Annotated in this window: 22 protein-coding genes and 1 pseudogene; 13 read left to right on the top strand and 10 right to left on the bottom strand. The window is 36.6% G+C overall.

Going from position 1 to position 23036, the window contains the following annotated elements; genetic code table 11:
• Positions 1–395: 395 nt before the first annotated feature.
• The 5 genes from D5R40_RS12730 to D5R40_RS12715 all read left to right on the top strand — a co-directional run bounded on the left by D5R40_RS12730 (position 396) and on the right by D5R40_RS12715 (position 5475).
• Positions 396–2030 (top strand): DUF6930 domain-containing protein, encoded by a 1635-nt coding sequence (locus D5R40_RS12730; protein ID WP_124146487.1) that lies wholly within the window; start codon positions 396–398, stop codon positions 2028–2030.
• A 115-nt stretch (positions 2031–2145) separates the two neighbouring features.
• Positions 2146–2415 carry a lectin MOA-related protein gene (locus tag D5R40_RS12725; RefSeq protein ID WP_124146488.1) on the top strand — a complete coding sequence of 90 codons (270 nt, stop codon included), beginning with the start codon at positions 2146–2148 and terminating at the stop codon, positions 2413–2415.
• A 271-nt stretch (positions 2416–2686) separates the two neighbouring features.
• Positions 2687–4147: a 9,9'-di-cis-zeta-carotene desaturase gene (zds, locus tag D5R40_RS12720; RefSeq protein WP_124146489.1), complete on the top strand. Its 1461-nt coding sequence runs from the start codon at positions 2687–2689 to the stop codon at positions 4145–4147.
• Between the two features lie 72 nt (positions 4148–4219).
• The gene (locus D5R40_RS35155; RefSeq protein ID WP_161564987.1) at positions 4220–4393 is read left to right on the top strand and encodes a hypothetical protein; all 174 of its coding nucleotides are present in this window, start codon (positions 4220–4222) and stop codon (positions 4391–4393) included.
• A gap of 623 nt (positions 4394–5016) precedes the next feature.
• Positions 5017–5475 carry an SRPBCC family protein gene (locus D5R40_RS12715; protein WP_124146491.1) on the top strand — a complete coding sequence of 153 codons (459 nt, stop codon included), beginning with the start codon at positions 5017–5019 and terminating at the stop codon, positions 5473–5475.
• A 1005-nt stretch (positions 5476–6480) separates the two neighbouring features.
• On the opposite strand, the gene D5R40_RS12710 is transcribed toward D5R40_RS12715, so the two are convergent.
• The 3 genes from D5R40_RS12710 to D5R40_RS12700 form a co-directional block, all read right to left on the bottom strand.
• Positions 6481–6714, bottom strand: a complete 234-nt coding sequence (locus D5R40_RS12710) for a 2Fe-2S iron-sulfur cluster-binding protein (protein ID WP_124146492.1) — start codon at positions 6712–6714, stop codon at positions 6481–6483.
• A gap of 59 nt (positions 6715–6773) precedes the next feature.
• Positions 6774–8240, bottom strand: coding sequence for a cobyric acid synthase CobQ (gene cobQ, locus D5R40_RS12705; protein ID WP_124146493.1), 1467 nt, complete (start codon positions 8238–8240; stop codon positions 6774–6776).
• Positions 8241–8882: 642 nt separating this feature from the next.
• Positions 8883–9290: an Npun_F0494 family protein gene (locus tag D5R40_RS12700; protein ID WP_124146494.1), complete on the bottom strand. Its 408-nt coding sequence runs from the start codon at positions 9288–9290 to the stop codon at positions 8883–8885.
• A 360-nt stretch (positions 9291–9650) separates the two neighbouring features.
• On the opposite strand from D5R40_RS12700, the gene D5R40_RS12695 reads away from it, so the two are divergent.
• The 5 genes from D5R40_RS12695 (at position 9651) to D5R40_RS12685 (ending at position 14333) form a co-directional block, all read left to right on the top strand.
• A complete protein-coding gene (locus tag D5R40_RS12695; RefSeq protein ID WP_124146495.1) occupies positions 9651–10091 on the top strand; it encodes a peroxiredoxin in 441 nt (146 codons plus the stop codon).
• A 368-nt stretch (positions 10092–10459) separates the two neighbouring features.
• Positions 10460–10600 (top strand): hypothetical protein, encoded by a 141-nt coding sequence (locus D5R40_RS42015; protein ID WP_287277328.1) that lies wholly within the window; start codon positions 10460–10462, stop codon positions 10598–10600.
• Positions 10601–11162: 562 nt separating this feature from the next.
• Positions 11163–12722 (top strand): peptidoglycan-binding protein, encoded by a 1560-nt coding sequence (locus tag D5R40_RS42010; protein ID WP_338043230.1) that lies wholly within the window; start codon positions 11163–11165, stop codon positions 12720–12722.
• Between the two features lie 24 nt (positions 12723–12746).
• The gene (locus tag D5R40_RS42005) at positions 12747–13109 is read left to right on the top strand and encodes a C39 family peptidase (protein WP_287287968.1); all 363 of its coding nucleotides are present in this window, start codon (positions 12747–12749) and stop codon (positions 13107–13109) included.
• A 237-nt stretch (positions 13110–13346) separates the two neighbouring features.
• A complete protein-coding gene (locus D5R40_RS12685) occupies positions 13347–14333 on the top strand; it encodes an alpha/beta hydrolase (protein ID WP_124154728.1) in 987 nt (328 codons plus the stop codon).
• Between the two features lie 320 nt (positions 14334–14653).
• Here the strand turns inward: D5R40_RS12685 and D5R40_RS35150 are convergent, their stop codons facing one another.
• Positions 14654–14908, bottom strand: a complete 255-nt coding sequence (locus tag D5R40_RS35150) for a hypothetical protein (protein ID WP_124154727.1) — start codon at positions 14906–14908, stop codon at positions 14654–14656.
• Between the two features lie 98 nt (positions 14909–15006).
• Here D5R40_RS35150 and D5R40_RS12675 point away from each other — a divergent pair, with 98 nt between their 5' ends.
• Positions 15007–15924 (top strand): helix-turn-helix domain-containing protein, encoded by a 918-nt coding sequence (locus D5R40_RS12675; RefSeq protein ID WP_124154726.1) that lies wholly within the window; start codon positions 15007–15009, stop codon positions 15922–15924.
• A gap of 115 nt (positions 15925–16039) precedes the next feature.
• Positions 16040–16648: a hypothetical protein gene (locus D5R40_RS12670; RefSeq protein WP_124154725.1), complete on the top strand. Its 609-nt coding sequence runs from the start codon at positions 16040–16042 to the stop codon at positions 16646–16648.
• A 304-nt stretch (positions 16649–16952) separates the two neighbouring features.
• Here the strand turns inward: D5R40_RS12670 and plsY are convergent, their stop codons facing one another.
• The 5 genes from plsY to D5R40_RS12650 all read right to left on the bottom strand — a co-directional run bounded on the left by plsY (position 16953) and on the right by D5R40_RS12650 (position 21564).
• The gene (gene plsY, locus D5R40_RS12665) at positions 16953–17627 is read right to left on the bottom strand and encodes a glycerol-3-phosphate 1-O-acyltransferase PlsY (RefSeq protein WP_124154724.1); all 675 of its coding nucleotides are present in this window, start codon (positions 17625–17627) and stop codon (positions 16953–16955) included.
• A gap of 370 nt (positions 17628–17997) precedes the next feature.
• Positions 17998–19395 (bottom strand): DUF3086 domain-containing protein, encoded by a 1398-nt coding sequence (locus D5R40_RS12660; protein WP_124154723.1) that lies wholly within the window; start codon positions 19393–19395, stop codon positions 17998–18000.
• A 626-nt stretch (positions 19396–20021) separates the two neighbouring features.
• Positions 20022–20426, bottom strand: coding sequence for a DUF3119 family protein (locus D5R40_RS12655; RefSeq protein ID WP_124154722.1), 405 nt, complete (start codon positions 20424–20426; stop codon positions 20022–20024).
• Positions 20427–20455: 29 nt separating this feature from the next.
• Positions 20456–20578, bottom strand: a complete 123-nt coding sequence (locus D5R40_RS40980) for a hypothetical protein (protein ID WP_275670421.1) — start codon at positions 20576–20578, stop codon at positions 20456–20458.
• A gap of 188 nt (positions 20579–20766) precedes the next feature.
• Positions 20767–21564, bottom strand: a complete 798-nt coding sequence (locus tag D5R40_RS12650; protein ID WP_124154721.1) for an MlaE family lipid ABC transporter permease subunit — start codon at positions 21562–21564, stop codon at positions 20767–20769.
• 79 nt (positions 21565–21643) lie between these two features.
• Here D5R40_RS12650 and D5R40_RS12645 point away from each other — a divergent pair, with 79 nt between their 5' ends.
• On the top strand, positions 21644–22051 hold the full coding sequence (locus D5R40_RS12645) for a hypothetical protein (RefSeq protein ID WP_240041583.1): 408 nt from the start codon (positions 21644–21646) through the stop codon (positions 22049–22051).
• A gap of 66 nt (positions 22052–22117) precedes the next feature.
• On the opposite strand, the pseudogene D5R40_RS42600 reads toward D5R40_RS12645, so the two are convergent.
• Positions 22118–22391: pseudogene (locus D5R40_RS42600) on the bottom strand (IS1 family transposase); the annotation flags it as partial.
• Positions 22392–23036: the final 645 nt, after the last annotated feature.

Here is a 23036-nt window from a genome sequence, read left to right as displayed (position 1 = left end):
ATATTCTATTTCATATTTATATTTCTAGATAAAGATTGTAACTATACTTTTTGAATAGTATCCTCAGTCAAAAATCATCATTTTTTTAAATCTGGCCTTATTGTGGTTTAATATCTTAATATATGGGTACCAAAAACTTAAAGACTGTCGTTAATAATGTTAAAATTATTAAAATTATAGATAGAGAATTATATAGTAAGTCTATATATTTTTATGTTAATTATGATTCATCGCTCAATTGATCCGAGCAGTCATTAAGATAGTAGAAAATAAAATTCCCGTCACATTAGCAAAGCTGTATAGAGAAAAATGTATATCAAAGTACATGAAGAATATGGCTTAATGCAACAAGGAAAGAATATTTACCGATTGCTTCACTTTCACAGGCTTAGTCTATGGCAGCTCTTAATCCTTCAACAATTCGTAGGTTACAAAAATTACAACAAGTTCCAAGTGTGTGGGAAGGCGATCGTCGCCCTATATACTCAGACTCAAGCTCTAACCCAGAGTTAGAGTCAGAAACAACAAATGAATGTATTATTTGGGTCGATGGCTCCCATGGAATGGTACGAGCAATGGACATGGTGACATCAGAAATTGGCCCAGAAGCAATTGTTCGGACACTGCTGCGAGCAATGGAAAATCCTCAAAGTCCAGCTCCAACAATTAGACCTCAAAAAATAGTAGTCAAAGACCGAGAAATTCAATTTTTTCTGAGGGGAGTTTTACAAGACCTAGGAATTACCATTGATTATGTCCCGGATTTACCTCTAATTGATGAAATATTTCAAGGACTACAGGAAGTAGCAGAAAATCGTCCTCCTAACTTACCTCCTGACTATGCGGAAGCTTTACTTGAAAAAGCATATCAAGTTTGGGACGATGCACCATGGGAAATATTAGGAGAACATCAAATTATTTCCATAGAACTTAATCAATGGGATATCAAAAATCTCTACATCTGCGTCTTAGGTAAGTTGGGTATGGATTATGGCATCTTACTATATCGTTCTTTAGATTCTCTCAAAAGGTTTCGGCAACGAGTAGCTTATGAAAAATCTTTTGAAAATTTAGAGGAAGCTTTTTTGGGACAAGATTGTTTGTTTGTCACTTACGATCACCTTCAAGAAGAAGAGGCAGATGATGAGAGTGAGAATATCGACCTCCAAAATTTATCTGCATCAGAAATTCAGCCCAATTTTGGTAATCTACATCCTTTAGAAGGTTTAAGGTCTGTTCTATATGAAGAGGAAGCAGTTACCACATTAGTGGCAATAGAAGCACTCCATCGTTTTTTACGCTCTTGTCGCAAAAAGATGACAGGTAATAAGTTTCCTAGTATCAATAGTCGCTACCGTATCCCTATACCAGAATCTGAACAAATAATTTCAGTCAAAGTGGCCACTATGCCAGAAGTGGCAGAAGAATTATATGAAATGGCTACCGAGGCCGATCTTGAAGGAGATGAAGAATTAGAAATTGAAATGCCCATGCTGAAGAATGATTTGGTCCCGGCCAATTCTTTCTTAAGTTTAGGAATGGTACCTTGGGATACAGTGGCATATCTACGAGACAATACTAAACTACACCAGGCAGCAGAAGTAGATCTTAAATTATTAGGAGAAGGTTTACCAATAGTTTTGATTCAAACTTCTCTGCCAAAAGCAACTAAATTGATAGATGATTTACAAGAAGCTCAAGGACTTCATGGTATCGGGTTTAATATAGGAGAAGATCCCATGGAAGAAACAAGCTACGATTTGGGCATATTTAAAACTTATGATGGTGTGCTTCATTTATTTGGTGAATTTGTGCAGAATGACCCAGTACACAAGAAAGCTAAACAAAAATGGGACAAGCGTTGCCAAGCTACTGATGGTTGGTGTGGTTTAATTATTGCCAGGGGTATTACAGGTGCTTCTCGTGGTCAACCAGATTTTAAGGATATGATGGCTTTGTTTGAAGTGCGCTTTCTCTCTACTAAAGAATTGGGGATAGGGCCATTACAATTAATGCCAATATCTTTGTGAAGAAGGAAGAAGAGATAACTAAGAAGAAGAGATAACTAATAAGTATGTGCCGAATGCCTTTAAGTAGGGAGATAAGTATAAAAATTAAGAAAAAATAAATTACTGTACTTTTGGGATGACAATATATCGTTTTGATTGTGATGATTTTGCTCTTTTGCTCAAGGCTGACTTTGCAAAAAATTCTTATCAAAGTAATAATTTAAATCATTCTCATGCCTTTGGAATTTTGTGGGGCAACTGGATAAATAATGGCGGTCATGCTATTAACTGGATGATTAATGAAGATTGTAAGTTGCGTCTTATAGAACCTCAAAACGATAATGTCTTCTTTCCAAACGATCCAGATGGAGAACTATTCAGTCATATTTATTTTATGTTTTGCTAATGAAATAATTGATCAATTGTAATAGAGATTTTAAATAAATAGGTCGTTATATATGAATCAAAACAAATATATGACAACCTATTTCTGTAAGTAAGAATAAATGGTTGTGCGATCTTAATTAAATTATCTTTCCACAGGTCAAAAAGTAATATGCTAAGACTACAATTTCCCTACATTTCTTCAGAGCAAATTACTTTCTCGAAGCTCAAAAAAGTTTCTTAATTGGTATAATTATTAAGAATTGTAAAAAAAATGATAAAGGAAGTAAATAATGCGAGTCGCGATCGCAGGGGCAGGTTTAGCAGGAATGGCCACTGCTGTAGAGTTGGCTGATGCTGGACATCAAGTGGAAATATTTGAATCTCGCCCCTTTGTTGGAGGGAAAGTAGGTAGTTGGGTAGATGGAAATGGAAACCATTTAGAAATGGGTTTGCACGTTTTCTTTGGCTGTTACTACCAACTTTTTGAATTAATGAAAAAAGTAGGAGCTTTTGAGAATCTCCGCCTCAAAGAACATACTCACAATTTTATCAATAAGGGGGGTAAAACAGGTTCTCTAGATTTTCGCTTTTTGACTGGAGCGCCCTTTAATGGGTTAAAAGCTTTCTTTACCACATCTCAGTTATCTGTGCAAGATAAGCTACAAAATGCGATCGCTCTAGGTACGAGTCCCATAGTTAGAGGGTTGGTAGATTTTGATGGGGCGATGAAAACTATTCGCGATTTGGATAAAGTTAGTTTTGGAGAATGGTTTCGTGGCCAAGGTGGGTCTGATGGAAGTATCAAGCGAATGTGGAACCCTATTGCCTACGCTTTAGGGTTTATTGATGCGGATAATATTTCTGCTCGATGTATGTTGACAATATTCCAATTATTTGCTGCAAAAACTGAAGCGTCTGTGTTGCGGATGTTGGAAGGATCTCCTTATGAATATCTCCACAAACCAATTGTTGATTATTTGGAGGAACGGGGTACTAAAATTTTTACTAGACGACAAGTTAGGGAAATTCAGTTTTCTGAGAATGATGGAGAAACTCGTGTCAGTGGAATAGTTGTTGCTAATGGGGATACAAAAGAAACTATTGTTGCTGATGCTTATGTTTTTGCCTGCGATGTACCAGGTATTCAGCGCATTTTACCGGAAGCTTGGCGAAAATGGCCGGAATTTGAGAATATTTATAAATTAGATGCAGTGCCAGTTGCTACGGTACAGTTAAGATTTGATGGTTGGGTGACGGAGCTACATGATAAAAACCAACGTCAACAGTTAGAGCGTGCTGCTGGTATTGATAATTTGCTTTATACTCCAGATGCTGATTTTTCGTGTTTTGCTGATTTGGCATTGACAAGTCCGGGAGATTATTACCGAGAAGGAGAAGGTTCTTTGTTACAGTTGGTATTGACGCCTGGCGATCCTTTTATTAAGGAGAATAATGAGGCGATCGCTCACCATGTGTTAAAGCAAGTCCATGAGTTGTTTCCTTCGTCGCGGGAGTTAAATATGACTTGGTATAGTGTGGTGAAGTTAGCTCAGTCTTTATATCGGGAAGCTCCTGGTATGGATCCATATCGCCCGAATCAACAGACTCCTGTGCCTAACTTTTTTCTGGCGGGTAGTTATACTCAACAAGATTATATTGATAGTATGGAGGGGGCAACTATTTCTGGAAAGCAAGCAGCTAAGGTAATTTTGGCGAATGTTGAAAATATTTTAAGTAAAGATATTTGCTAATTGTTTTAGTAAGTAAAATTCTTCAATAAATAACAAGGAGAGCAAATGTTTATTCGTCAAGCCCAATTTATCGTGTTAACCTGTATCGCAGTTTTTCTATTTATTCTTTGTTTTGAAGTTGCTCATATGGATCGAACTTTAGCTCAAGGAAATCTACAAAAGGTAATTATTTGCAGTGCAGATAACTCGGATCGATGTGCAGATGTTACTAGTGGCAATAGACTACAGGTAAAAGAGATTCGGTAACAAGTTAAACTTGCATATAATTTGGAACTAGGAATTGAAATATGACTTTGGGTAATGGATAGGATTAGGCAGTAGGAAATAGGGAAAACAAGGAATAACTAGCACGGGAGCAAGATGCTCCCACTGCGGTTTAGCACCCCGCTACGAGAGATTGATGGTGAAATTTTTCTTCTATTGCGTATAGAGCAATAATTAATTCATTTGCTGAAGCACCCCGCTACGAGAGATGGATAGTCAAATTTCTCTTCTATTGCGTATAGAGCAATAATTAATTCATTTGCTGAAGCTCATGCAAGATGTGATGGGTAGTGGGAGGAATTTTTTCTTCTATTGCGTATAGGGCAATAATTAATTCATTTGCTGAAGCACTCCACTAGAGAAGATTGAGTAGTGAAATTTTTCTTCTATTGCGTATAGAGCAATAATTGATTCATTTGCTGAAGCACTCAGCTAGAGAAGATTGAGTAGTGAAATTTTGCGATAAGGATTTTTTTGTGCAGTCTTATAATCTAAAAAGCTTGTATAATGTTTCCATACCTTATGAGTTTTGGTCCGATCCGAACCCTATTGCTCATAATTTTCATTTTTCCTAACTACCCCCTACTTCCTACTCCCTAAAAATTATGAGTAATTGGCTAGAACATAGCGTACAGATAGAGGTAGCTGCTCCAATTGATTTAGTGTGGAATCTTTGGTCAGATTTAGAACAAATGCCTCGATGGATGAAGTGGATAGAATCTGTTGAAGTTATTAAAGATAATCCAGACTTATCCAAGTGGAAATTAGCTAGTGGTAATTTTGAGTTTAGCTGGCTTTCTCGAATTCAGAGAATAGTTACCCATCAAATTATTCAGTGGGAGTCTGTGGATGGTTTACCCAACCGAGGTGCAATCCGTTTTTATGACCGTCATGGTAGTAGTATCGTCAAGTTAACTGTAGCCTATGGAGTTCCTGGCTGGTTAATTAAGATTATGGATAATTTATTTTTAGGTAGGATGGTAGAATCTACTTTGATGGCAGATATGGAAAGATTTCGTGATTATGCTGTTGCTGTCAAGCAGAATGAAGAAGGAAAAAGTTAACTATAATTATGGGTAATTGGTAATAGTTTAAGTAGTTTAAAATTTTATTTAATGCACATGAGATGAAAAGGCAAGCTGATGAGTTTTCCACCTTTTAAATCAATGAAATATAACAATTTTAAGAAAAAAAAATTGAAATCTCTGGCTAGAATTAACTATTTAAATCTAATTTAGTTAATATGTTTTTGCTTTTAAAGTTGGGTATTGATTTGGCTAAACCACAACCTAAGTCTGAAATGATTATGGATAATCTTCTAGTAAAATTTTAATTGTTGAATAATGAAATTATTTTAATTAAGGCAAAGAAAAAAGGATTGGAAATTTTAATTTCAACTTTTGAAGAAGTGCTTAAAGGTATAATACCAATTTTCAAAAATAATGTTAGGAATAATAAGTGCAATAAAAAAATTTTGCAGGAAATGTATCTTTGACAAAAAAGAGAATTTATGACCTAAAAACTGGTATTAAATCTATTCATTCTGACTCCTGACTCCTGACTTCCCCTCCCCTCCTGGGAGGGGTTAGGGGTGGGTTGGGAGGGGTTAGGGGTGGGTTGACTTCTAAGAAGTACCCTACCTATTTGTAGCAAACATTTATAAAATTGGTATAACAGGAGGATTTAATGCTCAAATAGGTGCTGAAAGAGAGGAAGTTCAAGAATTACTTTTATTAAAAAAATACCTTGAGAAACTTTCGATTCTCAACAAAGTCAAATATCAACTATAAAAATCCCAATTGTCAGTCAAACAGCTTAAGAATATTAAAACAAATTTTAAACGAAGCTTGTAACGGCATTAAAATTTTAGATTTTGAAAACAAAATAGGAACAAGCAAAAATAAATTAAACTCTTTGCTGGATTTAAGTAGCAACTTATATAGATCGATAGAACAATAAATATAAGTCAAAGAGTTAAACTTCTATTAAGTAGCTAAATCAAATTAATTACTATTATTTATACCCCGTAATTTTTTACTAGAACCTACAACCTACCACCCACATTAAGATTACCAGTCCATGTCTACAGACAGATTTATCGTCATTTTTTTCCGTCCTGGAGGAACTGCTGTAATACAAGCGCAAATAATTTGACCACCATCAATTTCAACTTCACAAGCATGACAAGAACCCATTAAACAACCTGTAGGAATAGTTACTCCAGCACGTTCAGCAACTTCTAGAATAGGTTCTCCTGACTCTGCCTCAACAGTAACATTATCTGGCAAGAAAAGTATTTCCATAATTAAGCAATAATTATTTGATTAACTGTTAGCTTATAGTGAATTTTAATCAGTAAATTTTAGTTAAATATCAACTTTAAATTTAAGTGACGATTAACTTGATCTGTAACTGAATCTAACATTATTTCTCTTTGTTCTCTATAGTTAGCAACACCAGTAGGTAGACCTTCGAGACCTCGTTTTTTACGCAAGAGATTTAACCAGGAACGACGCCAAGGACTATTATCAAAAATTCCATGTAAATAGTTACCCCAGACAGACTGATTATTATTAATAAATCCCAAATCACGATCATTAAATAAAGGATTTACCATATCTGGTTTTGTAATTTTGGTTCTACCTTGATGAATTTCATAACCGATTACTGGTAAATTAGCTAGAGGATAATTAGCAATAACTTGTCGCTGACGAGAAATTTTTTGAGCAGCAATTACAGTTTTGAGTGGTAGTAGTCCTAGTCCTTGATATTCTCCCTTTTGTCCTTCTAAACCCTGAGCATCAATTAAAACTTCACCAAGCATTTGAAAACCACCACAAATTCCCATAACTGTACCGCCAGCAGCTTGGTAATCCTTGAGAGCTGTTGCCATGCCACTTTTTTGTAATATTAATAAATCGCTAATAGTAGTTTTAGAACCAGGAATAATTACCGCATCAGGATAACCTAAATCATCATTAGGATTGAGATATTTAATCTTGACACTAGACTCTGCATCTAAAGGATCAAAATCAGTAAAATTAGAAATTCTTGGTAATTTAATAATTGCAATTATAATCTCAGTATTAGATTTAGTAGAACGTTGGTCTAAAAGACTTAAAGAATCTTCGGCAGGAAAGACTTCATCAATCCAGGGAATTACGCCAATTACAGGAATATTAGTTCTTTTTTCTAACCATTCAATACCTGAATCTAGAAGCGATCGCTGTCCTCTAAATTTATTAATTACAATCCCTTTAATTAAACTTCTTTCTTCTGGATCTAGCAGTTCTAGAGTACCAATAATATGAGCAAAAGCACCACCTCGATCTATATCAACTACTAAAATTGTAGTCGCATTCAAGTACTTGGCTACTCGCATATTAGTTAAATCTCGGTGCTTTAAATTAATTTCTGCTGGACTACCTGCTCCTTCACAGACTATAATGTCGAATTCCTGAGATAAAAGTTGTAAACATTCTTTAATAGCCTGCCAACCAATATTAAAATATTTCTGATAATAATCTATGGCTCCTACTGTATCTAATACTTTTCCTTTGAGGATAACTTGAGAAGTCATATTTCCTTGAGGTTTCAACAAAATAGGATTCATTTCTACCGCAGGAGTAACACCTGCGGCCCAAGCTTGTACTGCTTGAGCATAGCCGATCTCTCCACCACTAGATGTGACATAAGAGTTCAAAGCCATATTTTGTCCTTTGAAGGGGGATACTCTCCATCCACGACGTGATAAAATTCTACAGATAGCTGCAGTGATCAGAGATTTCCCCGCATGGGAGGTAGTTCCCACTACCATAATTGCTTTCATAGCTGTTTGTAATAAAGGAATTATAATTAAGATTTTTCTATCTGCAATCTAAAATATATATAGCTAGCTTTGTGTAATCTTTTACTATACCAATTTTATGTGAGGCTGCACAGAATTATGAAATTTATGAACAAGTCTTTCTTGAGCTACAGTCAACTCTGATTAAAATTTTTTCTATGGAACTTCTTATGAATTTGGTAAAATACTTGTATTTTTGGCGTTGGTAAGTCAAGCTATGAAACCTAAATTTAGCGAAATATAAAATGCTTTTCAGTTAATTGTTAGACAATTGCTATTAAAGCACAATCATAGCCACGCATCACCAACGCCGTATTTTTTTTTACTTTACAAGCTGATAAAGTATATAAGCTTTCGAATAAGGTAGATAAGAAATTGAGAGAATATTTGGTGGTATATGAGGTACAAATATTAACTATAAAGTGCGGGCATCTTGCATACCATAGAACCTCACTGATATTAAACATATTGTAAGAGCAAAAGAAAAGCATTTTGAGCTATTAGCGCTTTTTTTTGAAGTTAATAATCTATATTCACTTAATTTCAGAATCTATAACTATAAAGTTGAGGTTTGACTAAAAAATTACGATCGAATTCTTCAAAACTTGAATATTTTTTGCCCATCTAAATAGGAAGTCGAAACCAACGATTAATTAAATTATAGAAGCGATCGCTCACAGAGGGTTGAGACCAACTTCCCTTTGGAGAATATTTTTTAACTAACTTATGGCCCAGAGGTGTGAGGCGAAAACCATCTGTAATACCCTGTCCATCAACTTCTCTCCTTAATACACCCACCTGAATGAGCCACATTAGATAATTTTCAGCAGCTAATTCTGATATAAGCGAACGAGTATAGGCATTTTTGAAGCCTATCTCTGATGCTATTGATTTTAATTCCACACTTCTATCCGACATTGTTACAAATAAGCTGATGTTAAACGGACTACAACTAAGCGCTATTTCCGCCCTTTTTTCAGTATTAGTAGGGTATTGGAGTGATATTAAGTTTGCAGATTTTATAGAGGTCATTGTTATTATTTTTTTTTATTCATTATACCATATAAGTAAGTTTTTTTATCTTGATTCATAATACAAATAATATTACATTAAAATAAGCTATACAAATAATACTTGATTTTTTTTTACTAAGTAGTTTAGAAAACAATTTATAGGGTAAGTAATGCTAAATCCGGTTTATAGATCCTCACAATTGTAAAAATGCGGAGATAGGGTGTGGGGAAAATAAGGAAGAGGTTTAATCTTAGATTATATAAAATATTTTTGATAAGCGGATTTGGTATAAAAAGTTTTTCAAAGCACAAAATATCTTAAAATAACAGAAAGAAAACAAGGCCATACTGTAAACCTATTAAGGAGAAAACAAAATCTATGCCATTATCTGTTGGCACTAAAGCACCAGAATTCACTGTAAAAGATACCAACGGCAGCACCGTTTCCTTATCTGATTTTGCTGGCAAAACAGTTGTCCTATATTTTTATCCCAAAGATGATACTCCAGGTTGCACTAAAGAAGCTCAAAGCTTCCGAGATAACTATGCTGAATACCAAGGTAAAGATATGGTTGTTCTTGGTGTAAGCATGGATGATGAAGCTTCCCACAAAGCTTTCACTGAGAAATATGGTTTGCCTTTCCAACTATTGGCAGATGTTGATGGCGCTATCACAAAAGCTTATGATGTTGAAGGTGGTGGATATCCTAAGCGTGTCACCTATATTATTGACTCCACAGGGAACATTTCTCACGTCGATGAGAATGTGAAAACTGATAGTCACGCTCAAGATATTTTAGAAGTTATCGGTGCAAAATAATTATAGCCAGGGAATAGGGAATAGGGAATAGGGAATAGGGAATAGGGAACAGTGGGAAAAACATTTCCCTGTCTTACGGTTTATGATCAGTCTATGTCCTCAGCAATCCATTCTTTGCTATAGTTTGTACTAGACATCTCCGATAATAAAAAATAAAATTGATTATCGCACAGAAACTATCAATTCTTCCCCTCCTGGGAGGGGTTAGGGGTGGGTTCCCTACTCCCTACTCCCTCTTTTCTGGAGATTTCTACTAATTTTCAGTATCTAATAAATTTTCCGAAAAATATTTTTTTACTCATCACCTGTAGAATTATCTACAGGTTTATTTGTTGTAGTAAATTTTAGTTTTAGAATAAATAGAAATTATGAGTAAAGATACCCTTTCCTATCTTGGTCCGACCGAATTTCTAGTTAATCAACCTACTATTATTACAAGTAAATTTAATCCCGAACAAATCCATAGTATTGCTCTATTAGCAGAAGATAAATACTTTGAATGTTACTAAAAATCTAGCTACAGGATGATGGCACATAATTTTAGAATCAGGGTTTAATACTTCAGGAAATCGTTGGTTACGACTGAAAGGAACGGATATAAATAATATTTTAGTTATTGAACAAACAATTAATATTACTGTTAATACTGAACCGAATATTTACCCATCATTAACATTAATTACCCTCACGAATACTGTCTTTCAAGAAAGATTAGAATATCTAGATAATTTAACTGCTCAAGAAAAAGCAAATCTATCAGCAGGTCAAACTTATCGACTGCTAAATTATCAGTTAGTAGATAACTATCTACAAGTTGAACTTGCAACACCTATTCCACTCATTGGCAAATTTGGCTATTTTAATTCTCAACAAGTACACTTATCTAAATGGGCAAAAATTCTCTACTTCAATAGTGCTAATTTACCAGAAGCACCCCCAGATAAAGCCTTACTATGGGTCAAAGAAAGAACTCAAATTAAACTTAAACCGGAACCTTATTCCCAACTAGCATCCAATGAACAAATAGAACTTTTTTCTGGAGAAACTTATGTTATCCAAGGTTATGCAAGTGTGGAAGATCATTTTCGAGTATCTTTAACTAAAGCTATCCCAGGTTTTGGCGATACAGGATATATCGATCCACAAAAAGTGGAAATTATCAGACAAGGGGAAACAGTAAAATATAATCAAACAGCGATCGCTCTGAAAACCCTCAACAATACCGTCATCAAAAAGCAACCAACAAACGAAGCATATTTAAAACCAGATGAAAAATTAATTCTGCAAAAAGGAATGGTTTATGGTGTCTCCAACTACACATACCAAAATAACCATACCAGAATATTACTCACAGAAAACCTACCCGACTTTGGTAACGAGGGGTACGTTTATCCAGATTTTGTGCAATTAACTGAAGCTAGTCAAGCTTTTGCTACTGCTGCCACACTCAAATTTTTAGGTCCTACAGAAGTTTTGGTGAATCAAAGCACAACTCTCCGGGGTACTTATGATCCTAGTCAAGGAAAAACTGTAACAGTGACTGCGGAAGATAAATATCCATTGCCAGTGAATCTTGACTCAGAGTGTGGTTTATGGGAAGTCAAATTAAGTCGAGGTTTTAATACAGAGGGAACACGGTGGTTACGCTTACAAAGTCTTGATAGTAAGGGAAATGTTGTTGATAGTAAAGTAATTAATATTTATGTAAGTTCAGAACCAATATCTGCTGGAAAAGATACTAAATTGAAAGTTGTCAAGGATACTTGGTTTAAATTATATCCTATAGATAGTTCCAAGCTTAATAATCAACAAAAAGTTAGGGTTGACGCAGGAGAAATTTTTACTGTTGAAAAATATGGATTAGTTGATGGGCATTTAAAAGTGGTATTGAGTAATGCAATATCACCGATAGGGAATTTTGGCTATTTTTATGAACCCTATGTTGAAATGACAAAAGGTTCTAAACTTCTACTATTTGATTTTACCGATGTTCCAGATACTTATATCAGCGCTAAAATATTGGTAGTTCAAAAAACTTTTATTAAGGGTAGTCCAGAAGATTCATCTCAACTTGATGATAATCAAAAAGCAGAATTATCTCTAGGTCAGACTTTGGCAATTACTGGTTATGCTTCCACTAAAGGACATTTTCGCGTAACTCTGCTGGAATCTATTCCCGGTTTTGGTAAAGTGGGATATATCTATTGGCAGCACGCTAGAATCAAGAAACAAGAAGAGGAAATACTCTACGATCCTAATGCTATGACGATGACGGTTCGAGAAACTACCGTGATAAAAAAGCGACCTTTGTTTTCATTTTTGTTAGGTCGCTCAGAAAGAGTAACGTTACCTATTGGTCGAGTATACGGGGTGAATAGTTATGCTGTAGAGGGAAATCATCTCAAAGTTGCTTTGACCGAACAAATGGGGGAATTTGGTAATACTGGTTATGTGTTTCCTAGTTATTTTTTGTTTAAACGTGGGAATAAATCTTTTAATCCCATTAGAAATAATATAGAGCTGAATGTACCCTATTTTTCTCAACGTGATAACCCTCGGTTTTATTGGTCTACTTGTAATGTAACATCGATCGCCATGATATTTGCTTATTATGGAGTACGGTCTTATTGAGGCGATCAGTTAGAAGATGAGTTATTGGAATGGTGTTTTAATAATTATGGTCAGGGTTCAGAAACAGACCACAGTGTATTATCAGCGTTAATTCGTGCTTATGATTTTGAGACAAGTTTTAGTACTACCCGTGAGTGGTCTGAGGTAAAAAATGAGTTGAATAACCGTCGTCCAGTAGTTGTGGCAGGAGACTTTACTGCTAGCGGTCATATATTGACAGCGATCGGATATAACTACAAGGGTTATATTGTTAACGATCCTTGGGGGAATGCTTTAACTGGTTATTCTGATACTGAAGGTACTCGTTTAACTTATCCCTATGATTACATGGATCGAGTTGCAGGTCCTAATGGAGGTGTTTGGGCGCATTTTATTCGGAAAAAGTAGCATAGCGCGTAGCGCTAGGGAATAGAGGGAATAGGAAGTCCAGTAGGGTGTGTTAGCAGTAGCGTAACTGAGCAAGACCCTACATCTATTGTCAGGTCAGTGCCTAAGTCCTGTTCATTTAAAACATAAGTTGCAAAAATGTATCCAAATCCTGCAGTTTTGTTTATTTACTAATCTCAAATAACTGGATAATATCGTAAATGTAAGCGAATTTAAAACTTAATTGAACAGGACACCATGATGAAATTACAAAATTTAAAATCTGGAAAAAATGATATTACCTTTAAATCTCAGGGATTAAACCTTTCAGCTCACCTCTACACACCAGAAGGTTTTGATCCAAATGGTAGCTATCCCGCTATTGTCTTTTCGTCAGCCTTTAACCAAGTGAAAGAGCAAACCGGAGCCGTTTACGGTCCTGAGCTTGCCGAACGCGGTTATGTCATGATCGTTTTTGACCATATCGGTTATGGCGACAGCGAAGGGGAAATTCGTAACAACGAAAATGCATTTGTGAAGATTGAAAGCATCCGCGATGCGGTTAGCTTCATGGGTACACTTCCCTTCGTTGACCGTGACAACCTCTTTGGCATCGGCGTTTGCGCATCAGGCGGTTACATGGCTTTGACTGCCACGACAGATAAACGCTTGAAAGCGATTGCCTCTGTATCCGGCATGATGGGCAATAAGGCTAGCTACTTTGAAGCGATGGATCGTGAGACTGTTACAGCCTTAATCGCTAGACAAAATGCAGGTCGTCAAAAAGCCTATGAAACAGGCGTCGTCGAATATGTTGATGCGCTTGGCATGGGAGCAGAAGTGGAAGCGGTCAAGAATGGAGCAACACCGAGCGAAGGTTATGATTATTATATGACCAAACGTGCGGGTGCGGAAACTTACCCCAACTACTCGCACCTGTCGCCATCCTTTATGCTTGAAGCACCGATGTTGGCTGATGCGACAAGTTACGCACCTTACCTCTACACGCCATACATTGGCATCATTGGTGAAAAGGCGATGGAGCCTGCTAGTGGTGTTCTCATGACAGGACCACTAACAAAAACTTTCTTCGATAAAGCATCTGACCCGAAACAGTTTGTTGAAATCGAAGGCGCATCCCATGTTGACCTGTACGACAGAGACGAATTTGTTTCTAGAGCCATTGACGCGATGGACGGGTTCTTCAAAAAGCATGGTGGCGCACAAACCAAAGCCCAACCATAGTCAGTCCCAGCGGTAGCCTACAGTGCTTTTCAGTTGAGTAGACCACAAAACTGTTGTAAGAGTAATGAGTAAGGAGTAATGAGTAATGAGTAAGGAGTGAGGAGTAATGAGTAATGAGTAAGGAGTCAGTATGATTGTGGTTTATTCATTATTAAACCGCTGTAATATCATGTCCGGTTGAATACTTACATTTTGGAGGAGGTAAGGCAGAAGCGGTGCGACCCCTTGCGCCTGTCGGCGCAAGGGAATGCTGACCAAGAGAGGGAATGCGCACCAAGAGAGGAAAGAAAAGGTACTTACGGGAAAAGGTTTTTTTATCACTAATTATTGCTCTGCTGATTAAATATAAAAGCATTTACAGATAAAGGTTTTAGCCATTTTAAGTCGTGAAAAAGTATCAGTTTTTCGGTGAAAAGAGCTGCATAAAGTGAGGACGTTGGGGCAGGGCGAGGCAGAAAAATCAAGGAAAAATTATTTCTCCTACAATCCCAGTCTTCCCACATTCCCCTCCTGGGAGGGGTTAGGGGTGGGTTCCCACACTTCCCACCCGGACCACACTTTGCTTTTTTCAACAAGCCCTAATTATCCGGACATGATATAATGCGACTAAACGAAGTGGATCGCCCATGCCTCCTCTAGGCGATCCACTTCAAACAAGATAAGGTGATTTAATATGAATACAAAAAAGATACATTTCAGTGATTTGAGAGAGTACCACAGCTTTTTAGGGCTTCCAGACCCGGAACATCCTTTGTTTTCTGTGGTAGCTATGTCGTCCAACAAGACAAATGATACAAAATGTGACGATCGAGATATTACACTAAGCGGTGATTTTTATTCGGTATCACTCAAGCATATTACATCCGGCGAAATCTTTTACGGCCGCACAAAATATGACTGTAAAAACGGCACAATGATTTTCATGGCTCCGAAGCAGGAAGTGAAGGTTGTGGGGCTAAATGTAAAATCAACAGGCCGCACAATTGTTTTCCATGAGGATTTTATCCGTGGGTATTCGATCAAGGATGAAATCAAGAAATATAACTATTTCAGCTACGCAGTCAACGAAGCCCTACATTTGTCGCAAAAAGAGGAACAGATGATTTCAGGGTTGATTGATCAGATAGAATATGAATATCACAGCAACCAAGACGAATTCAGTAAAGAGCTTATTCTCTCACAGCTAGATACGTTGTTAAAATATGCCAATCGTTTCTATCACCGTCAGTTTTTGCATCGTAAAGAAAATAACTCTAATTTACTTGATAAATTCATTGATGAAGTTGAGCGTTATATGAATGAAGATCAGATTTATGGAAAAGCAATTCCAACAATTGAAGAAATTGCAAATAAACTGAACATGACTCCTCGTTACTTAAGCGATGCTCTAAAGGTAGAAACAGGCAAAACAGCTATAGAAAATCTTCATTTACATTTGCTTGATAAAGCAAAAGATTTATTGTTAGATTCTAATGCAACAGTAGCAACAGTAGCTTACGCTCTCGGCTTTGAATATCCTCAATATTTCTCACGATTATTCAAAAAGAAAACAGGTATAACACCAACCGAATACATAAAATCCTATAATTAATTAGATGAAACAGTCTACTACTTCTAGTTATTTTTTTCCTCAAAAAATGGTTTTGTAAGATTTATTTCTCAAATATGTATAATATCTAAAAATTCAAAAATTATTTAAGAATATTATGGAAGATTTAATAACAATAGAAACAGCAGCTAATTCAGTTATCAAAAATTCCCCGAATAAACCCTCTCAAGATTCTGTAGTCTCTGCACTTATTCAAATTGAAAAACAGTCAAAAAAACAAGAAAATAACTATAATATTGAGCAATTATCGGGCAATTGGCAATTATGTTTTATTACTGGTACGAAAAAAACTAGAAAGCGAGCAGGTATTGTTCTGGGAGCTGGACGTTATATTCCTAATTGGGTAAAAATTTCACTCTCCTATTTTTCTCCTCTCAATACTTCTGAAACACCTGAGCAATTAGAAATAGGCAGGGTAGAAAATACGGTAGAATTTGCTGGTTTGAAACTATCTCTTTCTGGTCCGACAAAATTTATAGATAAAAAAAATATTTTGGCGTTTGATTTTACAAAAATTACAATCAAATTATTAGGAGTAAAACTTTATTCTGGATATATTCGAGGTGGTCAAGAAAGTGAAGATAAATTTGCGACTGAAAGTGTGGGTAAGCAAGCTTTTTTTGCTTACTTTTTGATTCAAGAAAAATTTATTTCTGCGAGGGGAAGAGGTGGAGGATTAGCTATTTGGGGAAAATTGGAAAATTAGAATTTCAACAGTTAATTCAGAAGGAAGAAGGAAGAAAGAAGAAGGTTTTATAGCACTGCGTCTTTTGGTTAGGACAATAAATTTGGGTTGTAGGGGAGACTATACATAAGCAATTTTCCCTTTTGCTCTCTGCTTTCTACCTTCTTCAACTAAGAGGATATCTGAAAAGTTTTTTGATACTGAATTTTGCCCGTCTAGCAAGCCAACTTTGGGGGGAACAAGAGTCAATTTACTTCTAAAAGTCCCTCAATTTTGAGGGATTTAGGGGGCTTGGATGTAGTAAATGAGACTTCTCAGACAACCTCTAAGATTCCGTTGATAACTTTTGCCCAATTCTAGGTTCTTGACCAGCTAAAAGTCGTTCAATATTGCTGCGGTGACGCAAAATTACATACATACCACCAGCAACAGCAAATATTTCATAAGGCAGTGGTTGACCTGTGAAAAACATTAACCCAGAAACAGAAATAGTAGCAATGATAGAACTCAGAGAAACAATACGACTAATAGCTAAAAATACAGCAAATACAGAAAGTGCTCCTAAACCAACAACCCAAGACATTGCTAACAAAATACCCAGACTAGAAGCAACTGATTTGCCTCCCTTAAAACCAATCCAAATAGATTTAGTATGGCCGAATATAGCTATTAGTCCTGCTAAGATTACCATCCATTCTTTTGCTATATAAACATCAGGTATTCCAGCAGCAATAGTTAAGTTTTGCACAAACAAAAGAGAGTAAATATAGCGGACTAGAGCGATCGCTAATACCCCTTTTAAAATATCAATAACTAACACCGCCAAAGCAGGCCATTTGCCGATGGTTCTTAATACATTTGTCGCACCTGTAGAACCCGAACCTTGTTCGCGAATATCAATCCCGTAGAACCACGAACCTATCCAATAACCACTAGGAGTAGCACCCAATAAATAGGCAATAATTAATATTACTCCGTTTAATAATAACCAGCTAATCATTAAATTACTCCTTTAAAAAAAGCATCAATTAGGAGGAACAAATTTAGCATAGCTTGAATTGATCCTATATCCACAATCCCTCTGAATTAGCTTTTTGCTTGCTCCAATTCAGAAATATTTGTACTTCTTGGAGATATAGCAGAAGGAAGAAGGAATAAGGAAGAGGGAAGAAGGAAGGAGGTTTTAGTTATCTAGGAGAGAAAAAGAAAGAAGGAAAAATTTTGCATTGTCTGAGTTTTAAGCTTTTGATATGTCCAGACCCTTTCCTTTGACTACTATATTGTTATCAATCTAGCTATTAATTTTTGATTTTTTGATTTAAGGAGAGGTAATTCTAAATTCTAAATTCTAAATTCTAAATTCTTCAATTTCAAAATCTATCCATTGAGTTTTGAGTTCCAGGTTCAGGAGCAAAGGCTAACCACAGAGGAAACTGTAACATTGAGAGACTAATTTTATCTTCCGTATCATCAATCACAATTATCGGTAATTTTCCCTGTTTCACTAACCGCCCTGCTTTTTGGGCCAATATCTCTGGATCTTCAAATAGAGCCACACCTCTATCTGGACTAAAATCACGGCGGTCAATGCCTAAACAATCTTGTAAACCCCGTCGCCATTCTCCTAAACGTTCCGGGGAGTTAGCAAGTATCAGAGCGCGTACTCGTGTATCGTACAAATCTCTTAATACAGAAACAATTGTCGAAGCAACCAAAATATTTTGCAAGCGACTGCCCATAGTTCGCAGGGCACCACGACCACCCTGAGAAAAAAACCAGCTAGAAACTCTTTCTGCATGAATAGGTTCAAATGTACGCCGTAATTTCCAGGGCGGGCCATAATAATCTGGCATCTTCCGATATTCATCAAGAATTTGGCGAATTTGTCTAGCTTGCTCCTCAAAACCCATTTCCGCAAATTGGGGATTTTCAGTATTTCTGACAGACCGAGGAGAATTTTCCATAACAGAAGGAGTTGGAGGTTCCTGTATCTGTGGAGTTAATTCTAACTGTTCGGCAGCAAGAGCTAAATCTTGTAAACTTCCTACTAAATAATCTTTAAATCCCTGAATTCTAATTGCCAAATCCTGAGAAGCACCTGCAAAAGTAGTTCGCATCTCTTTCTGAATACGTTCTTTGCGACGTTCTAGTTTTTCGACTTCTACTTGCAATACTTGTCTACGGGACTCTAACTGATTCAAAGCTTCAGGTAACAGACGCCCTATGGCCTCAGTTTGCGCCATTACTTCTTGCTGTAATTTGGCCTTGGTTTGTTGTAGGACAGCTATTTCCTCCTTCAAATTTTCTTCTTGATGTTGAAGGCCATTAACTAGTGGTGTTAATTCTGTTTCAATTTCTGCAACTGGGGGAGTTGTAGGTTCTTCTTTGATATTAGGAATATCTGTAAAATTCTCTTTTACAAATGGGGGAGTTGTAGATTCTTCTTTGATATTAGGAGTATCTGTAGAATTCTCTTCTATAAATGGAACATACTCTGCATCTATTTCTGTAACTGGGGGAGTTGTAGATTTTTCCTTGATATTAGGAGTATCTGTAGAATTCTCTTCTATAAATGGAACATACTCTGCATCTATTGGTTGAGTCGTGGTAGACTTGTAAGTCCTGACACTTTGTTTATCTGTAGGAATAACTTGAGTCTCAACCTCTTCATCTAAATCCCAAGGTGAAGGAACTATTTCATTTATATTATCTGAAGTTGTTGTTGATTGGTCTTTTTGTTCTTCTGATTGTGTTTCGTCTGGGTACATAATGGAAAAAAATTATCAAGACTTTATGCTATTTTCATTCAGGGTTTTAAACTGAATAGTTTTTATTTTCTACTTTAAGCTTTTGTAGATATTAGCTCAAAGGGAACGATTCATTAATGGATAATGAATAATGAATAATGGATAATTACCTCTAGTTAAAACCGTTACGGAATTGAATATAAGGAAATCTGATTTCTTCTCTTGGTCGATTGGATATGGCGAGGAGACCTGTTCTTGCAGACCCGCTCCGAAGATCGCCATCCCACCCTACGGGAAGCTCCGAAGATCGACCGCTTTTTTCTCCTTAAAAGGAGAGGCTTTAAACCGAATGGATTAATTATCAATTATCCATTGGTAATATTACTATCTTTATGTATAACATTTATGTATAACTTTTAATATACCAATTTGATAAATATTTGCTACATTTTCGCATTGCAGGGGAGTAGGGGAGTTGGTAGGGAGATTTAATTCAACGTCTGATAGCGAGAAGTAGAAATAAGAATAACTAACAATAACTAGCTAATAATTCTCAAAAAAATTATTCAGTCTGTGTTAATTACTTAATAATTGAAGTACCACTTAAATATAGCATTCTTTTTTCAAATTGGTATAAGAGAAATTTACTAAGCTTCTATTGAATTCTGATTTGAGGGTAAGTGTTTTTCTAGGCAATTTTTTAGTGTTTTAGGGTCAAAAATAATTGGTAGAAAGTGAATGCTTTTAACTTCCCTAAAATAGAATAAAATTGGGACAGGAGACCAGAATATTTCCCAGTTTAGCCAATCTTGATAAGGAAAGCTTCGTATTAGTTTTTCTGAACGATATACTTCTAGAGATGTATCAGTAAATTTGAGACGGATAGTGGCTGTTTGAAATAATAGAAATATACCAAATAGAGCGATCGCTAGACTTACCCACAGTTGCCAAAAGGCCAAAGGCAATGCACTAATTATTAGCACAAGAGGTATTTTATAACTAGGGGCAAGTTCGGTAGTTTGTTGTGTTTCGGATGTAGAAATAGTAGTCATTTTAGTTATCAGTTATTAGTTATTAGTTATCAGTTATCAGTACCTCTAGTTAAAGTCAGAGGCTTGAAATATTGAACTTTATTTTCTTTTGGTCGATTAGATAAGGCTTGCTGATTAAATCTAAAAGCATTGACATATAAAGGTTTTAGCATTTTTGGCCTCGAAAAAAAGTGCCTGGTTTTCAGCTCTATTATGCTCAAAAAGGAGCGTATTTTGGCAAGACTTGGGCAGAAAAATCATTCTTACAAAACTTAGCTCCTACCTCCTCTAAACTCCAATTTATCCTGTCTCCTGTCTCCTGTCTCCTGTCTCCTACCTCTCTACTCCCTACTCCCTAATATTAAAAACTTTGTTTCATTGCCCCACCAATACCTTGAAACATTGCCCAAGATAGAAAGAAATTAAAGATAAAAATAGATATTAAGGCTGTCACAACTGCTGTGGTTGTAGATTGGCCTACTCCTTTAGCTCCACCAGTGGTAGTTAAACCCCAACTTGTACCAATTACAGCAACTAAAACACCAAATACCATTGATTTAAGCAATCCACTGCATAAATCCCAAAGAGTTAGAAAAGTATGGACAGAACTAATATATATACTCTGGGGAATATCGTACATATTAACTGCCACTATAAGTCCACCCAATATGGCAGCTATCAAACATAACAAAGTTAAGATTGGCATCATTACAGCACAAGCAATAACTCTAGGAATAACTAAATAATCTACCGGATCGGTTTTCAGCATATACAGAGCATCAATTTGTTCTGTCACCTTCATCGTGCCTATTTCCGCTGCAAATGCTGAACCTACTCTTCCTGCAACAACAACTGCTGTCAATACAGGGCCTAGTTCTCTAGTTAAAGTTATAGCCAACATACCCCCAACCATATTAGCTGTACCGAAGGAAACAAGTTCCCTGGCAACCTGAATGGTAAATACCATACCGACAAAACTAGCTGTCAGTAAGACAATTAGTAAGGATTCTGGACCGACTATAGCCATTTGCTCAACAGTGTTACGACGATGAATTTTGCCCTTTAGGACATGAAAAAATACTTGGCCTGCTAAATATGCTGCAGCCAACATCCGTTGTCCCCATACCCCGAAAATTAACTTAAAAGTAATCTTACTCAATAGAAATTAATAAATTAGAAGACTAAACAAAACTAATGAGAGAAATTTACCAATCTTCAACAAGATTGTTTAACCAACGTTGAAGTTTTCTGACAGATTGAGTGATTTTGAGCGATCGCTCTCTATCTTAGAAAGTAAGTTAGCTATATCAGCTGACTTGCTACTAAGTGGCATTATGACTGAACTTATTTTTACATATATGAATATTTTGCCTAATCTTCTACGTTCTTTGTTACTTACAAGTATCTTTAGCTTTGTAACTCCTATTCTGTTAATTGGGGTTAGCTGGACGAGCTTTGCCTTAATTAGTCATTTTCCCAGTTTACGGACAATTGGTCAATTTGGTGTTGCCCAAATTTGGCATTTCTTGGCCACGTTTGGTGATGGCCATCCTTGGCAAGGGTGTTTGGTAATTGCTGTCACTTTTAGTTTAGTGGGAGCGATGTTTGATACATATGTGTTCTGTCAAAATCCCAGAGGAAACTAAATTTGAGGTAATTATTGTGTATAGCAGAAGGAAGAAGGAAGAAGGAAAAATCCGGTAGTGCAGAGCGCAAAGTGTGAGATAAGTAATTAAGTCATGCCAATACCAAGGAGCGATATAGCTGTCGCACTTACTCCGCCAACGCCAACTCTGCCCAATGTAGCTGCACTATTTTCCTTGCGACGGGCGAACCCAAATCCAATTGAAATAGCTCACCAGCAACCTTGCCGTCACTTGAGGAAAGCTCCCAGTTCTTGCCAAATTTATTCTGTCGGCGATGCCCGATACCTGTTTGTTGGCGGACAATTCCGTTGGTGCGCTCTAATTGCTGTGGCAAGGTCTTTCCCGATAATGTGTTCTATTCTGGGGGAGAAATTCGCTCATACCCCTACAACGATGGTTTATATTCGCGGGACGAGTGAAGACCTTCAGAGAGATGTGTAGCAGATTGCTTGGCAGTGAAGATTGGAAGCTATGTATAGTAATAGTTACAAGGAGATATGGCATGATTTTACACATATCTCGGCTCAACGCCAAACTGACCTCTAGATTTTGAACGGAGACGGTCAATTTTTAAGTAGGCTCGATGAACTGAGAATCAGCAATTGTACTGATAATCCCCCGCTGAATTACAGATTACAGCAGGGGACTATATCAATCTAAAGTCCTACATACAGGATGTAGTCAAAAGATTTAAGGTAACATTTGACCGCTAGTAGGAAAAACCTAAGAGCGAGATTAAGAGGGTTATCCTTTGATAAACCGGGTCGATGAGGTCATATTACTAAAGGAGTGGCTCTGTTGGAGATCCGGATACTCACCGGGTTCGAGGTCGATGTAGTTACCACTAGCATCGGGATTTTGGTATAGCCTGATCTTATCTCCAGGGCTGTAGTTCGGCCCTTTGAATACCTTCACCGAGGAAGTCAGGTTGATGAACTACCCCGCCGTGTAGACGGACGGGGTTTCTAAGTCCCCGTCAACAAAG

The organism is Okeania hirsuta (genome assembly GCF_003838195.1).
GTDB classification, from domain to species: domain Bacteria; phylum Cyanobacteriota; class Cyanobacteriia; order Cyanobacteriales; family Microcoleaceae; genus Okeania; species Okeania hirsuta.
Note: the sequence above shows the minus strand (reverse complement) of the source record. Positions and strands in the feature narration are given on the sequence as shown.

Bases quoted from the DNA above. Each gene is read 5' to 3' on its own strand.
- D5R40_RS12730 (WP_124146487.1), top strand. From the start codon at position 396: ATGGCAGCTCTTAATCCTTCAACAATTCGTAGGTTACAAAAATTACAA.
- D5R40_RS12725 (WP_124146488.1), top strand. From the start codon at position 2,146: ATGACAATATATCGTTTTGATTGTGATGATTTTGCTCTTTTGCTCAAG.
- zds (WP_124146489.1), top strand. From the start codon at position 2,687: ATGCGAGTCGCGATCGCAGGGGCAGGTTTAGCAGGAATGGCCACTGCT.
- D5R40_RS12715 (WP_124146491.1), top strand. From the start codon at position 5,017: ATGAGTAATTGGCTAGAACATAGCGTACAGATAGAGGTAGCTGCTCCA.
- D5R40_RS12710 (WP_124146492.1), bottom strand. From the start codon at position 6,714: ATGGAAATACTTTTCTTGCCAGATAATGTTACTGTTGAGGCAGAGTCA.
- cobQ (WP_124146493.1), bottom strand. From the start codon at position 8,240: ATGAAAGCAATTATGGTAGTGGGAACTACCTCCCATGCGGGGAAATCT.
- D5R40_RS12700 (WP_124146494.1), bottom strand. From the start codon at position 9,290: ATGACCTCTATAAAATCTGCAAACTTAATATCACTCCAATACCCTACT.
- D5R40_RS12695 (WP_124146495.1), top strand. From the start codon at position 9,651: ATGCCATTATCTGTTGGCACTAAAGCACCAGAATTCACTGTAAAAGAT.
- D5R40_RS42015 (WP_287277328.1), top strand. From the start codon at position 10,460: ATGAGTAAAGATACCCTTTCCTATCTTGGTCCGACCGAATTTCTAGTT.
- D5R40_RS12685 (WP_124154728.1), top strand. From the start codon at position 13,347: ATGATGAAATTACAAAATTTAAAATCTGGAAAAAATGATATTACCTTT.
- D5R40_RS12675 (WP_124154726.1), top strand. From the start codon at position 15,007: ATGAATACAAAAAAGATACATTTCAGTGATTTGAGAGAGTACCACAGC.
- D5R40_RS12670 (WP_124154725.1), top strand. From the start codon at position 16,040: ATGGAAGATTTAATAACAATAGAAACAGCAGCTAATTCAGTTATCAAA.
- plsY (WP_124154724.1), bottom strand. From the start codon at position 17,627: ATGATTAGCTGGTTATTATTAAACGGAGTAATATTAATTATTGCCTAT.
- D5R40_RS12660 (WP_124154723.1), bottom strand. From the start codon at position 19,395: ATGTACCCAGACGAAACACAATCAGAAGAACAAAAAGACCAATCAACA.
- D5R40_RS12655 (WP_124154722.1), bottom strand. From the start codon at position 20,426: ATGACTACTATTTCTACATCCGAAACACAACAAACTACCGAACTTGCC.
- D5R40_RS40980 (WP_275670421.1), bottom strand. From the start codon at position 20,578: ATGCTAAAACCTTTATATGTCAATGCTTTTAGATTTAATCAGCAAGCC.